The 13,442-nt window shown below is 55.6% G+C and carries 13 protein-coding genes and 3 pseudogenes; 10 read left to right on the top strand and 6 right to left on the bottom strand.

The genetic code is table 11. The annotated features are described in order from the left end of the window. Positions 1-159 precede the first annotated feature (159 nt). Together OSC10802_RS0124535 and OSC10802_RS0124530 are read left to right on the top strand one after the other, a co-directional pair. On the top strand, positions 160-954 hold the full coding sequence (locus OSC10802_RS0124535; protein ID WP_017719421.1) for a YdcF family protein: 795 nt from the start codon (positions 160-162) through the stop codon (positions 952-954). 601 nt (positions 955-1,555) lie between these two features. After that, positions 1,556-1,783 (top strand): hypothetical protein, encoded by a 228-nt coding sequence (locus OSC10802_RS0124530; RefSeq protein WP_017719420.1) that lies wholly within the window; start codon positions 1,556-1,558, stop codon positions 1,781-1,783. A 30-nt stretch (positions 1,784-1,813) separates the two neighbouring features. Here the strand turns inward: OSC10802_RS0124530 and OSC10802_RS0124525 are convergent, their stop codons facing one another. From OSC10802_RS0124525 to OSC10802_RS50945, 3 genes are all read right to left on the bottom strand, one after another. Beyond that, complete coding sequence (locus OSC10802_RS0124525) at positions 1,814-2,038, bottom strand: ferredoxin-thioredoxin reductase variable chain (RefSeq protein WP_017719419.1); 225 nt, start codon at positions 2,036-2,038, stop codon at positions 1,814-1,816. 204 nt (positions 2,039-2,242) lie between these two features. Continuing rightward, complete coding sequence (locus tag OSC10802_RS41655) at positions 2,243-4,339, bottom strand: protein phosphatase 2C domain-containing protein (protein WP_017719418.1); 2,097 nt, start codon at positions 4,337-4,339, stop codon at positions 2,243-2,245. A 73-nt stretch (positions 4,340-4,412) separates the two neighbouring features. Further along, complete coding sequence (locus OSC10802_RS50945) at positions 4,413-4,634, bottom strand: hypothetical protein (RefSeq protein WP_155968333.1); 222 nt, start codon at positions 4,632-4,634, stop codon at positions 4,413-4,415. Positions 4,635-5,005: 371 nt separating this feature from the next. On the opposite strand from OSC10802_RS50945, the gene OSC10802_RS0124515 reads away from it, so the two are divergent. Then, positions 5,006-5,512, top strand: a complete 507-nt coding sequence (locus tag OSC10802_RS0124515; RefSeq protein ID WP_017719417.1) for an NfeD family protein — start codon at positions 5,006-5,008, stop codon at positions 5,510-5,512. A gap of 39 nt (positions 5,513-5,551) precedes the next feature. Beyond that, positions 5,552-6,511 (top strand): SPFH domain-containing protein, encoded by a 960-nt coding sequence (locus OSC10802_RS0124510; RefSeq protein WP_017719416.1) that lies wholly within the window; start codon positions 5,552-5,554, stop codon positions 6,509-6,511. Between the two features lie 185 nt (positions 6,512-6,696). Here the strand turns inward: OSC10802_RS0124510 and OSC10802_RS0124505 are convergent, their stop codons facing one another. After that, positions 6,697-7,098, bottom strand: coding sequence for a Fur family transcriptional regulator (locus OSC10802_RS0124505; RefSeq protein WP_017719415.1), 402 nt, complete (start codon positions 7,096-7,098; stop codon positions 6,697-6,699). Between the two features lie 160 nt (positions 7,099-7,258). On the opposite strand from OSC10802_RS0124505, the gene purS reads away from it, so the two are divergent. Continuing rightward, positions 7,259-7,540 carry a phosphoribosylformylglycinamidine synthase subunit PurS gene (purS, locus tag OSC10802_RS0124500; protein WP_026098763.1) on the top strand — a complete coding sequence of 94 codons (282 nt, stop codon included), beginning with the start codon at positions 7,259-7,261 and terminating at the stop codon, positions 7,538-7,540. A gap of 127 nt (positions 7,541-7,667) precedes the next feature. Beyond that, positions 7,668-8,390 carry a phosphoribosylformylglycinamidine synthase subunit PurQ gene (gene purQ, locus OSC10802_RS0124495; protein WP_017719413.1) on the top strand — a complete coding sequence of 241 codons (723 nt, stop codon included), beginning with the start codon at positions 7,668-7,670 and terminating at the stop codon, positions 8,388-8,390. 324 nt (positions 8,391-8,714) lie between these two features. Here purQ and OSC10802_RS41650 read toward each other — a convergent pair whose 3' ends face one another. Together OSC10802_RS41650 and OSC10802_RS50940 are read right to left on the bottom strand one after the other, a co-directional pair. Beyond that, positions 8,715-9,986, bottom strand: a complete 1,272-nt coding sequence (locus OSC10802_RS41650; protein WP_017719412.1) for a tetratricopeptide repeat-containing S1 family peptidase — start codon at positions 9,984-9,986, stop codon at positions 8,715-8,717. Positions 9,987-10,185: 199 nt separating this feature from the next. Then, positions 10,186-10,473, bottom strand: coding sequence for a hypothetical protein (locus OSC10802_RS50940; RefSeq protein WP_155968331.1), 288 nt, complete (start codon positions 10,471-10,473; stop codon positions 10,186-10,188). Between the two features lie 86 nt (positions 10,474-10,559). On the opposite strand from OSC10802_RS50940, the gene OSC10802_RS0124485 reads away from it, so the two are divergent. The 4 genes and pseudogenes from OSC10802_RS0124485 to OSC10802_RS46605 form a co-directional block, all read left to right on the top strand. Continuing rightward, complete coding sequence (locus OSC10802_RS0124485) at positions 10,560-12,161, top strand: hypothetical protein (protein ID WP_017719411.1); 1,602 nt, start codon at positions 10,560-10,562, stop codon at positions 12,159-12,161. A gap of 191 nt (positions 12,162-12,352) precedes the next feature. Beyond that, positions 12,353-12,955: pseudogene (locus OSC10802_RS41645) on the top strand (IS607 family transposase); the annotation flags it as partial. Beyond that, positions 12,945-12,989: pseudogene (locus OSC10802_RS57065) on the top strand (hypothetical protein); the annotation flags it as partial. The pseudogenes OSC10802_RS41645 and OSC10802_RS57065, both read left to right, overlap by 11 nt. Before the next feature lie 42 nt (positions 12,990-13,031). Beyond that, a pseudogene (locus OSC10802_RS46605) lies at positions 13,032-13,442 on the top strand (RNA-guided endonuclease TnpB family protein); the annotation flags it as partial.

Here is a 13,442-nt window from a genome sequence, read left to right as displayed (position 1 = left end):
TCTACTAGATTTAGTAATTTCTTCACAAAACGTTTCCCACGGGTCAGCCGAATGTTGGTGTCAGCGAACTGGACGTTCAAGGGGCGGCTGCGGGAAGCCGGACGGATATGACTCTGCTATTCTATTCCAAGAATTCCCTGATGAGCTAGTGGGTAGTCGATGTTTTTATTTTTGTCGAAGCTGCTGCCGGTGTTCCTCTACCCCTTGGGGCTGAGCTGCCTGCTGATGCTAGGAGCCCTGGTGGTGCTGTGGCGGCGTCCGAGATGGGCGCTCACTGCCGTGGCGCTGGCGCTGACGGTCTTGCTGCTGGCGAGCAACGGCTGGGTTTCCCTGGCTTTGGTGCGCTCGCTGGAGTGGCAGAATCTGCCTAAGGGTGAGCTGCCCCAGGCTGAGGCGATTGTTGTCCTCGGTGGCGGCATCAAGTCACAGCTGCCTCCCAGACCTTGGGTGGATGTCAGTGAGGCCGGCGACCGGGTTCTCTACGGTGCTGTGCTGCACCGGCAGGGCAAAGCTCCCGTTTTGATTCTCAGCGGTGGTCGCATTGAGTGGAAAGACGGAGGGCCACCCGAATCGGAGGACATGGCGGTGCTGGCAAGGGCAATGGGGGTGCCGGCATCCGCCATCCTGCAAGACCCAACCTCGCTCAACACCTATGAAAATGCCGTCAATACCGGCAAACTCCTCGACTCCCGAAACATCCGCCGGCGGGTGATCCTCGTCACCTCCGCCCTGCACATGCCCCGCTCGCTCCTGATTTTCAAGCGCCAGAAAATTGAGGCGATTCCCGCTCCCACAGACTTTTTGGTGAGCGAGCAAGATGTGCGAGAACTCTCCATTAGCTGGCAAGCTGCTGTGCTCAATCTGGTTCCCGATGCGGAACGGCTGGAGCAGACAACCAAAGCTTTGAAGGAATATATCGGTATCGCCGTATATCGCCTCAAGGGCTGGCTTTAAGGCTTTTCGCGCCCCCACACTTGTGCGCTTTTGGATTGCAGTTTTCAACCGCACGATTGTTAACCGCTCGATTCCCCAGAGAGGGCTGATTAGCTGTTAGGCTTTTAACCTGCTTTTCTGTTGAAAGTCGGCTCCGCCGACAGATTGCGTTCCCAGCCTGAGGCTGGGAACGAGAGATATAGCAATGGACAGTCAGTTAAGCACAGGGCATCTGATTTTCTAGTAGGGATAGGGACAGGCGAGACGCCTGTCCTACGCCTTTGATCCCAGGCCACTGGTCTCCTAAGCAATATGACTGCTGCTCTATCCCATCCCACTTCCAGCGTGCATATCATAATAGCTGTAAAATGTCAAGCCCTTTGCTGAGAGACTCAGCCGGCCCTGCATTCGATGGCACCGGCGGTTCGGGGCGTGCCAGCGCCGGTTGGGATTCTGTGCTATCGTGGGCGTAAGCAATCCGGGCTCCAGACCGGCAGGTCTGAGGTCGGTGGTTTCGACCGGCCAGAATTGAGGGATACCGAGTCGCTTCAGCTAATTATTGCCCGCTTGTCTGCTAACCTGTCAGTCCTGGCATCGCTGCCCGGAGGGAGGAAAGATTGTTATGAGCTTCAACGACTTGCGATGGATCGCTCCCGCGCCCCAACCGGAAATTGAAATTCTGGAAGCGCACCAGACCGCCCGCGAATTTTACCGGGAAGTTCAGTACCGGCAAGACTTTGACAGTTACTGCCAGTGGTACTGCTCAACAGCTGAGCGCCACCGGCAAGAGTTGCAAAAAATGCGCGGAGATATCAATATCTTTGGCTGGTTTCTCCGGGGACGCCGGTGAAATTTTTCCGGGAAAAATTCTCGCCGCAGCCTATTCGATGACTTCTAGCTCCGCTTTTTGAAAGTGGGCTTTGAATTTTTTGTCAAACTTGACTTCAAACGGCAGGTTGGCGCTAACCGGTCTCCCTTGCCAGTTCTGAATGAGGGCGGCAATTTCTCCTTCTTGACCCCTGACATCAAAGGGCTGATTGCGATGGTCAGGATGGTGGTAAACAACGACTGATTCTTTGACGCGAACGCGATCGCCAACTTTCATAAGAAAACCCTGTGCTCTCACTCCAAAAAGTAGAAAAACTGTCAGTGCGACGGCCCCAAGGCGCGCCTTGACAGTTTTTCTATCTTCTCACGGAGAGGCAGAAATGGGGAGATGCAGAGAGGAAGAAATAGAAAGATAGGAAGAAATGCTCATCTTGGATTCTTCATTCTTCATCCTCGCACAGAGGCGGCACCGGCAGCGAGCCTATTTGCCGGGGAAAACTCTCTCGCGCACCTGTCCGAACCCCTGGGGGTTGAGCTGCGACCAAGTAAACAGCGCCACAGCGCCGCTGATCAGCAACACGGCAAGCAGCCCCAGCACAGGGGCGGGGTCGCGGGAGGGGGTCAGGCGGGGGTTGGCCACCGGTGCCGGCCCAGAGGCTGCCGGCTCCTCGAAAAGCAGGGCTTTAGACGCCTCGGAAAATTCCGACAGCGGAGGGTTTGCCGCTATGGGGGCTTGCTTTGGCGCAGCCTCCTGCAAAGGCGGCTCCCCAGACGGTAGGGTGACTTCCGGCGTCGGGGGGGCTGTCGCTGTGGGGGCGGGCGCTGGCTCTGGCCCCTCAAAAACCGGCTCCCCAGATTCCTGGGAAACTTCAAGCGCCGGAAGCTTTGCTGCTTTGGGGGCGGGCTTCAGCTTGAACAGCACCACCGGCTCTGGGGAAAGCCGGCACTGGGAGAGCACCACCGTCACGTTGTCGCAGCCATTTTTTTCGTTGGCCAGATTAATAAACGCCGCGACTGCCGCATCCAGCTGCATTTCATTCTTGAGGACTGCCGGTGCGCAATTCGCCCAGGACAGCTCCACCCAGTCGTTATCGCTCAACCCGTCGGAACACAGCAGCAGCAACCCGTCTTCTTCGACAATAAACCGCTGGATGTTGGGGCGGAGGAACTCAGCATCTCTTGTGCCCAGGGCTTGGGTGAGGGCACCGGCATCCGCTCGCTGCAGCGCCTGCCGGTACAGGCTGCGCCCCAAGCGGACTTCCCGGCTGGCCACATCGTCGTCTGCCGTCAGCCGGTGGCAGTAATCGCTGGTAATCCAGTAGGCGCGGCTGTCCCCCACATGCGCCAAATAGAGCTCGTGAGCTTTCCCCAGCTCCTCGCCATCAGAATCCCTCACCGTTTGCGGCAGCTGGAGCGCCATCACCAGCGTCGTCCCCATCCGCTGCCGGTCCGAGCGCCCGCCGGTGTCATTCTGGGCGGCTATCGTGTTATTAATCACCCGGATGCTCTCCTCAATTTGCTCCATCACCATTTCTGGCGGGGTGATTTCCTCCGATTCAGCCGTTTCTAACAGCAGGGTTTGCATCAGTTGCTTGAGGGCGCTGACCGCCAGCTGGCTGGCCACCTCGCCCCCCTCATGGCCGCCCACGCCGTCGCAGACAATCGCCAGATAGGGGAGCAGCCGGTCGTGGGGCGGTGCCGAACGGGCTTTGATATCAGCCGGTGCCGGATAGTAGGAATCTTCATTGCGATCGCGCATTGGGCCGGTATCCGTGGCACCGGCAACTCGCAAGCGCAGCGGCAGCTTCGCCGCCAGTTCCAGCAGCAGCTGGTTCAGCTGCTCGGCAATCGACTCCACTGTTGCCGTGCTGCGGCGCATTTGCTGGCAAATCGCTGCCAGTTGGTTGGCCACTGCCGGTTGCGCCCCAGACACCCACCCCAGCCAGCACTGCGCCAGCTCTGGCAGCCGCGTCTGGGAGAGCGTCAGCGATTTCCCGCTCCCCGAGTCCTCAACATACAGTTCCTGCAACCACACCCGCCACCCTTCCACCCGAATATTGTCCGGGATCAGCAGGCTCGCCACCACACCCTGTTCCAGCAGAGGCACCCACAGCTGCAGGATTTGCCACAGCCAGTAAACCTGGCGCACCGCCGGCGCAGTTGGCCACGCTTCCGCCAGCGAGGGGTGGAGGTTGCCCACCGGATCGACCGGCACGTTCTCCAGCAACAGGATCTCTGTCTCCAGGTCCCCCCCCAACCGCGCAAAACCGTACACCTCCGGAACGTGCAGCCTCTGGGGGTACAGCCGCAGGTAGGGCAGGATCGCCTCAGGCAGCTCTTCCGGGGCGGAGGGGGGCTCCGCTGGTTTGGTGTCCAGCCAAATTTGCTGCGCCACCACCGAGTAGCGCTCGTTTATCAGTTCGCCGGTGGCAATCTCCGCCGCCTCTGGGCCAACCGCCCAAAGATAGCGATACACTAGCGGGGTAGAGCAGCTGGCACAGACTTGCCCCCCTGTGGCATTCCCCGGATTGCCACAGTCCCGATTTATGCAATAAAGAAGCGGCTCTGAACTGCTCATGCCTTCTATAACTTTCTCTAGAAAATAATTTTAGTAAATATGAACTGCTATTTCCCTATTCTTTGTTCGCACATTAGTCCGAGCTTAAATCATCACTCGCCCCCCTCCCCCGCACCGACTGGGGGGTGCCGGTGCCGGGCTGACCGGATGCCGCCCAAAGGCTGTCGGAACTGCTGTGCCACCCAAAGCTGGATTGCCCGGGAGGAATCGCCCTCACTCGTCCCTGGATAGAGGCTGCTCTTGCTTTTGGGGCCACGACTTCCCGCACAGACGTTACATCTAGCGTCCCCGTCACCGGTTCTTAAGTCAGAACGATACTATTATACCTTATTTAGGTCAAATTGAGTAAAGATTTATAAGTTTTCTTTAAGTTGATTGGGGTGCCGGTGAAAAGAAAGCTAGCATAGGGGAAATACAGGTCAGGGGTTAAAGGCGAGCGCTCGTGGGTCAAAAGCGCTTGGACGGACTGGAGATAAAGGACTGTCGGGCAGCTAACAGAAAGCTGCCCTCGATTGATGGGGGAAGCGCCCGCAGAAGTAAATTTCAGACCCCCGGTTTCTTAAAGAAACTGGGGGTCTGGGCCAAGAGCGGTTGCGCCCATCATTTAGACTCGCTATAGAAATGCCTGGAATCTAGCCTAGTAGATGCCCTTAACAGGAGGTCAATATGCCACAAACACCGGCGACAATCTGGTTTTTGGGCGGGGGGGTGCTCTCCGCTGCACCGCTTGCCGGCACCGTGCAATTAAGCCCCGCACTGTTCTGGCTGGTCACAGGGGCGGTGCTTTGCTTGATAGAAGTGCCGGTGCCAACAGCGTTTACAGCCTTCACAATGGGACTGAGCGCCATTACGGTTTCGCTGATTTGTTGGATATTCCCCATTCAGTTTGGCTTGCAAGTTTTCTTGTGGATGGGGCTTTCTATAGGAGGCGTTTTGCTAACGCGCCGCCTGCTGCCGAAACGCAAGGTCTACACCCTGGAGGACCCCAAAGAAGCAGAAACCCTGACCGAAATTCCGCCCGGTGAGGCCGGTCGGGTGCTTTACGAAGGAAATTCCTGGCGCGCCCGCTGCGAGGATGACAAACTGGCCATTCCCCCCAAGCAAAAAGTCTGCGTCGTCAGGCGGGAGGGCACTACCCTGATTGTCGTGCCAGAACACCTATTGCATTCCTAAGATAAACCTGTTAAAAACCTCAAAGGCAGGAGGGTACAAGTGGAGCAATTATTTTTTCTCGTCTTCCTGGTCTTCGGCGGGTCTGCCCTGGCCGGCTCCGTCAAGATTATCAATCAAGGGAACGAAGCCTTGGTGGAAACCTTGGGCAAATATAGCGGCAAAAAACTGGAACCCGGACTGAATTTCGTCACCCCTTTCCTCGACAGAATTGTTTACCAGCAAACCATCCGGGAAAAAGTCCTAGACATCCCCCCCCAACAGTGCATCACCCGCGACAATGTGTCGATCACCGCTGACGCCGTGGTGTACTGGCGGATCGTAGACCTGGAGAAAGCCTACTACAAGGTAGAAAATCTCCAGTCAGCAATGGTGAATTTGGTGCTCACCCAGATTCGCGCTGAAATGGGAAAACTGGAGCTAGATGAAACCTTTACCGCCCGCGATCAAATCAATGAAATCCTGCTGCGGGATCTCGACATCGCCACCGATCCTTGGGGCGTGAAGGTGACGCGGGTGGAACTGCGCGATATTGTGCCTTCCAAAGCGGTGCTGGAGTCGATGGAATTGCAAATGTCTGCGGAACGGCGCAAGCGGGCTGCTATTCTGACTTCGGAAGGGGATCGCGAATCGGCAATTAACAGCGCCAAAGGGAAAGCTGAGGCGCAAGTTCTCGACGCGGAAGCCCGACAGAAGGCTGCTATTCTGGATGCGGAGGCGCAGCAAAAGACGATCGTCCTCAAAGCTCAAGCGGAACGCCAGCAGCAAGTCCTGAAAGCCCAAGCAACGTCTGAGGCGCTGCAAATTATTGGCAAAACGCTCCAGGCCGATCCGAACGCCGGCCAAGCGCTCCAGTTTTTACTGGCGCAGAACTATCTGGAAATGGGGATGAAAATTGGCACCAGCGACAGCAGCAAGGTGATGTTTATGGACCCGCGCAGCATACCGGCAACCTTTGAGGGCATCCGCTCGATTGTCTCGCAGGAGGTTCAACCTGATTAGTTTGTCATTTTGAGGCGGATTTGATGGGGGGGAATTTTTTTTTAGAAACCGCCAAGACGCCAAGTACGCCAAGGAAAGAAAAGAGAGGGGCTGACAAATTATTTAGAGCGGTTCTCAGGGGCCAGAAACCCGGTTTCTTTAAGAAACCGGGTTTCTCAGTACCTCACAAAGGATGAGAAACGCCCCTAAGTTTTCCCGGCAGCTTGGGCCAGCTGGCAGCGGTCGCACAGCCCAAAAAACTCCAAAGTGTGATAGAACACTTTGAACTGGTAGGACTGTTGCAGCTGGCTCTCTAGCTGGTGGACGGGGCACTCGTCAATCGGAGTGGATGTCCCGCACTGCAGGCAAGTGAGGTGGTGCAAGTCTTCCTGGGCGCTGCTGTACAGGGACTCGCCGTTGGCCAAGGTTCGCACCTGAACCATCCCTTCCAGTTTCAAGCCTTCCAAGGCGCGGTAGACGGTGGCCAGACCCACCCCTTGGTTGCGGTTTCGCAGCTCTACATAGATATCTTGAGCTGAAACGGCTTGCTTGATGGTCTTGAGCAGGTTCAGAATCCGTTCCTGACTGCGGGTGCGTTTGACTTTCATGGCCAGTGTTATCTATCTTTAATTCAGGTTGCAACCATAATCCATGCTTTTTGAGGCCGCTTTCTTCCGCTGATCTGACAAATCTTCTCAGCTCTAGCTTTAAAATGAGAGAGTCTGCGGCGTCATAAGCACTATCTAAAGAATTTAGGGCTCTGCTGTGATTCACAAAAAATATCAGGCTCAAATCTATGTTACTCTGCGCCCCTCGGTCTTAGACCCCGCCGGCACGGCAGTCGGGTCCGGGCTTAAGCACATGGGCTATGAGAATGTGGAGCGGGTGCGCATCGGTAAATATATTGAGCTGACGCTCTCTGCAGCCGGCGAGGGAGAGGCGAGCGAGCAGCTGCACAGGATCTGCGACCAGCTCCTGGCCAATCCTGTGATCGAAAATTACCGCTTCGAGCTGACTGAGACGCCTTTGCCGGTGGAAGCTGGAGTCTAAATTACCACTTCTCTCGTTCCCGGGCTGCCACTTTGGAGCTACCTCCCAGAAGGCAAGATCCTCCTGGACGCGAGGAAAAGGCGCTCTCAGCCTCAGCCTGGGAGCGAGGAAATTACGAGCAAAAGTTATGAAATTTGGGGTTGTTGTTTTTCCGGGTTCTAATTGCGATCGCGACGTGGCCTGGGTCACGCAAGGACTGCTGGGCCTGCCGACGCGCATGGTCTGGCATGAGGAAACGGATATTTCGGATCTGGATGTGGTGGTGCTTCCGGGTGGCTTCAGCTATGGCGACTATCTCCGCTGTGGCGCGATTGCGCGCTTTTCCCCTGTCATGCAGGAGGTGGTGAGACACGCCAGCCAGGGCAAGAAAGTCCTCGGCATCTGCAATGGCTTTCAGGTGCTGACCGAGGTGGGACTTTTGCCTGGGGCGCTGATCCGCAATCGGGATTTGCACTTTATCTGCGATCGGGTCCCCCTCAAGGTGGAGCGCACCGGCTTGCCTTGGACTTCCGCTTATGCCGCCGGTCAGGTAATCTCGCTCCCGATAGCCCACGGTGAGGGGCGCTACTACGCCGATGCCGATACCCTGGCTCGCCTCGAAGATAATGGCCAAGTCCTGTTCCGCTACTGCACCGGCACCGGTGAGGTCAGCTCGGAGGGCAATCCTAACGGTTCGTTAAATAATATTGCGGGGATTTGCAATTTGCCGGGAAATGTGCTAGGAATGATGCCCCATCCCGAACGGGCAGCTGACCCAGTGCTGGGCGGTACGGATGGGATGGCGCTGTTTCAGGGGTTGCTGGCAACGGAGGTGCCTTCGCTTGCGCCCGCCGCGCCGGCTGCCGGCTAGTTCGCCCAAAAACCCACTGGACAGGCGGGACGCCTGTCCTACGCCTTCGTTTGCAGTTGGGCTTTAGCCCAACCGTTGCCCCGCCTCCAAAGACAATTTTCATTATGTTTGTAGTTGGGCTTCAGCCCAAAGTTTGTAGTTGGGCTTCAGCCCAAAGTTTGTAGTTGGGCTTTAGCCCAACCGTTGCCCCGCCTCCAGAGAAAAGGTTTGTAGTTGGGCTTTAGCCCCACCGGATCTCCCGCAGTGGAGCAAGTTTTCATTGGTAGCGGTGTGCGTAGGACAGGCGAGACGCCTGTCCTACGCCTTATCCCCTTAATAAGCTGATTACCACAGAGGCGGTGGCACCGGCTCAACCTCGGGCGGAGGACATTCTGCTGAGTCGGTCCCACATAACCCCGGCACAATCCAATCCTCCGGTTCTGCTGTGCGTGACTGGCCCGCCGGCGGGGTGGACAAACCCAACTCCTGCTGGAGATTCCCGCGCAGCTGAATAACATTATCGCCCACCTTCTGCAATTTATCCCGTAAATTCGGCTCGGTTTCGGTTTGCAGCTGCCTTTCAATAATTCCCAGCGCTCTGTCATAGGCGGCAATCGCCTCTTGGTACTTTTTCCAGTAAGTCAGCATCAAACCTTTGCCATACCAAGCTTGATAAAAATTCGGATTGATTTCCAGCGCTCTGTCATAGGCAGAGCTGGCCATTGCTAGCTGCCCCAACCTCAACATTTTATTGCCTCGATCTGCCCAGTAGACAGCATCGGTATTCCTCACATCTGGCATTTCCAAAGAGGTTAAGTACAGCTCTCCGATTTCTTCCAGCGATATAGGTTCAGGCGGAGACTTTTCCACTTTCAATTTTGCGGCAAGTCCCGCCTTGCGAGCTGCCAGCAGAAAAGTGCCGGTGCTCATCCCCAAACTAAAGCCAATCTTGAGCGGAGGGGAGCCGGTATTAATCTCGTTATAGATAACTTCTCCTTCTTCTCCCCCGTGAATGCCAATCACTCGACCGCCGGTATCCAGCACCGGCCCCCCACTCATGCCATTCTGCGTTATACTAGTGTAGAGCAGCTCATATCCCTGAGAACCCTCCCCAAACGGCGCGGCGCTTAACAGGTGCAGCATCACCGGCGGAATCAGTTTGCCAAAACTCAAGACACGGGCGCGATTTTTTACAGCGCGACTGGGTGCCGGCCAGCCAGAAACGAAGACAAACTGCTCTCCCGCTAAGTTATAATCAGCAAAGGTAGCAATTTGGTAATCTTTTTTGCTGGTGAATTGAAACACCGCCAAGTCGGCGTCTGGCAGTTTTTGCACAGTGCTGGAGCTGATGGGATATCGCCTGCCGTCAGGCGTGACTGCCTTATACTCACCGGCACGCTCAGCAACATGCTTGGCAGTCAGGACGTAGTAAGTGTTCCCATCCCGGGCAACAATCACCCCCGATCCGGGAACTTCCCCATCAATTAACACCGTAATTTTTTCCGCCACATTGCTGACTTCCCGCACAGTCAGCGCCACTGCGACTTGAGGTTGCGCAACCGCAATTGCAGCAGCCGCACCCAGCAAGGCTGCCGGGAGTTCAAAGGAGTTTCCCATCTGCCGGCACATCATCTTTGATACCCCTTAGTGTGAGAGCAGCTTGTGGCAGCCGACAGCATCTCACTGTACTAAATCTACCACAGGCCCTCTTATTTCTCCCCCTCTCCCCTTGTGGGAGAGGGGGTTGGGGGGTGAGGGGATGACTTTAGTGAGACGTAACCGTTGCAGCCGGTGCACTCCCACCGCTCTGCCAGTCTTATAATAGATCATAAAACCGGCAGCCTGCCACTATTGTCCGGTAGCTCGGCAGGAGTTTTGCCACCGGCACCCCTGGACCGGCTGAGAAGTAGGCTTCCTTCCCTCCCGCAGGGGAAACGCAGGCAAATAGCCGGCACACCGGCTTGCGAAACCTGTAAATTAGCCAAGGTGGCACAACAAACCTAACCCCCCAACCCCCTTCCCCACTCCCCGCTATCCCCCGGGCGATACAGGCAACATGCCGGTGCAACAGCGCTAATATAAGGAAGAATCGCTGTGTTCGCAAAGGGATTGGGGCGAGAGGATATCTCAGCCCCACCCTCCCCAAGCAAATCTTGAATCGCGTCTGGGGCGCTTGCGAGAGGTAAAATTGTGGAATTCGTGCGGAAAACCTTGGAAAAATTTATCACTCTCCCCCTCCAATTTCTCAAGTGGCTGCTAGCCGGCTTCTGGGAAATCTTCAAAATATCCTTGTGGCTGCTCATCGGGCTGATTGAACTGTCAGCGTGGGCTGTCTCTGCCCTCAGCAAAAGAATCAAGCGAACCCAGCGCCTGCTGAGCGTCTCTCTGAAACGAAACAAAATGGCTTTTTTCTTGTGGCCATTCAAGCAGCTCTGGCGCGGCTTGTGGGCAGTTACTGTCACAGTTTTCTGGCTGTTAATCCAAATTATTGAGCTGTTCGCCTGGGTTGTGTCGAGCTTGGGATCGCTGCTGCTCCAAAACGCTCCCGCCCCACAAAATCAGCCGGAGGAAACCCCACTTCCGCCTTCGGTTGAGATGCGCCGCAAAGCGATGTCTCAGCTGCGCCGCAACAGTCAAATCGCGGAAAATAAAGCTAGAAACCTGCTTTCTCAAAGAAACCCGGTTTCTGGAACTGAGCGCCACCGGCAGCCAGCGCCGGTCTTTGTTGCCCTGATTTTCCTGAGCTTCTCGCTTGTCACCCTCGCTGCAGCTTTTGCTCCCGCAAGTTATGTATTTGAGGGCGATCTGACGGTCCGAGAAATCAGCTTCACCCACACCGGCACAGAAGCCCACACGCTCTTTCTCAACGGCATCCGCAACCTGAAGCGAGTCGAAATTGCCGGCTCGCAACAGCTGGCGCTAACCGGCAACTTTCAAAGCCAGTCGAATCCCAGCTTGAACGAGTTAACCAAGCTGGAAATTCTGCTCCCCAACGAAACCAGCAAGTGGAGCGTTGAGCCGGCAAAACCTGAACAAAGCCAGCTTGAACTCGCTGAACTGCAGCTGCAACCGGCTGCCAAAGTTGCTGAACTAAGCTATAATATTTCTAGCAATCAGCTGGCGCTCTCTCTGCGAGCCGGTGAGTCGCGAGCCGGTGAGTTCCCGCAGCCCAACCTGTTGAAACTGTCTCTCGGAAAACAGCCGGTCAAAGTCACCCTAGAAGACTATCGCTTGCCAGGACGCGCCTTGAAAGATAGCAAAATCCCGAATCATTTGGAATTTATTTTAACACCAACTGAGACAGATGTCAAGGTGCCGGTGGGAGAATCTGCCCGTATTTCTCTCAGCTTGCCCGACCCCAAAGCGGTGGAGTCAGAGGAATGGTTGCGGGGCGACTTAGCGGTAAAAGACGTGCGGTTTGACCGGAACAGTGGAAGGGCTAGCGTAAAAAATGGTCTGCCTGATTCTAGCATAATTCAAGGAAAAATCCGCATGGCCGGTCGAGAATTGCCGGTGGGAGCCAGTCAGGTTCTCATGGCGGGGAAACCGGGGATTCAGAGGCTGGGCAATCTCCAGATTCACACCGGAAAGCCGCAAGGCTTGTCAGTGCGCATTTCTGGGGAAAGTGACAGCATTCAAGTCGGGACAGACCCCAAGTTTCCAGAGCGCGGCATTCAGGGTAAATTGATAAATAGATATCTCTCGCGCGAGGCTGTGACAGTCCTGCTGGCTTTTTGTGCCGGCGGTGCGGCGGTGCTGTCTTGGCTGTTTGTGCGGGGCGGCGCAGCTTGAATGCTGGCGTTCTCGGCGCGTTAAGAGCAGGCGGGGGCGAGGGCGAGGGTGCCGGTGGGCTTTCGCTTTCGAGGTACAGGCGAATCGGCGTTGCAGACTGGCACGAAAGAGGTGAAATTTAATCCTAGATTCTTGATGCCAAGCTGTAAAACGTGATACAATGCAGACACGAAAGAATTGAGGAAGCAGCGTTGGTGAAGTATGTCAAGCCAAAGGAAGCGGCGGAAATCCTCGGAGTCCACGAGCGGACTCTCTGTCGGTGGGAAGAAAAAGGCCGAATCGAAGCCATTAAGACTCCCTCAGGACAGCGCCGGTACAACATCGAATCCTATACCGCCAAGTCCACCGAAAGCAGCAGAGGCGGAAAAACTGTTATTTACACCAGGGCCAGCGGGCGGGCCCAACAGCCGGACCTCAACAGGCAAGTTGCATCTCTCAGCATCCTCTACCCATAAGCCGAAATCATCGCTGAAATCGGCGGCGGACTCAATTTCAAACGAAAGAAATTGCTGGCCTTATTGGAACGAATCTTGTCAAGAGATGTCGGGATGGTTATCATTGCCCACAAAAACAGACTGGCAAGGTATGCCTGACGGCAGGCTATCGCCAACGGATTTGACCTGTTTCGATGGCTCTGTGAGCAAAACGGGTGTGAGCTCGTGGTTCTCAATGACGCAGGTCTTAGCCGGGAGCGAGAAATGGTTGAAGACATCCTCGCCATCCTTCACTGCTTCAGCTCCAGGCTTTACGGACTCCGAAAGTACAAAGCTCAGGTCAAGGAAGATCAGGATATACCCAAGATCCGAACTTAATAAAACCTGGAGGAAATGGCTTGCCGCCTGCAGGTACTGTTACAACCAGGCCATTGCCTTGCAGCGAAGTGGCAAGCGTCTGGGAAAGCTGAAATTGCGCAATGAAATCATGCAGGGCGACTTACCCCAGTGGGTGAGTGAAACGCCCTGCCACATCCGGCAAAATGCAGTCTTTGACGCTCACTTGGCTTTTGGCGCAAGTCGAGACGCTAAGTTTAGAAGCTGCCGAGACGCCTCCCAAGCCATTAAGTTCAATAACGGCAACTTTTCTCAGGGAACTTGGTATCCAAGGCTAACAAAAAGACTATCATTCACATCTGCGGAACCCATCCCCAGTACCTGCGAACAGGGAACGCAGTTGATTTTCTCTAGGGGGCGATGGTTTGCTGTTTTCCCCAAGCCCGCGCAAATTAGTCCCACCGAAGCTGATGGGATAATTGCGTTAGACCCGGGTGTGAGAACTTTCCTG

It is taken from the genome of Kamptonema formosum PCC 10802 (genome assembly GCF_000332335.1).
Classification (GTDB): Bacteria; Cyanobacteriota; Cyanobacteriia; order Cyanobacteriales; family Oscillatoriaceae; genus Oscillatoria.
The sequence above is the reverse complement of the archived record's forward strand: the minus strand, read 5'-3'. Positions and strand labels throughout refer to the sequence as shown.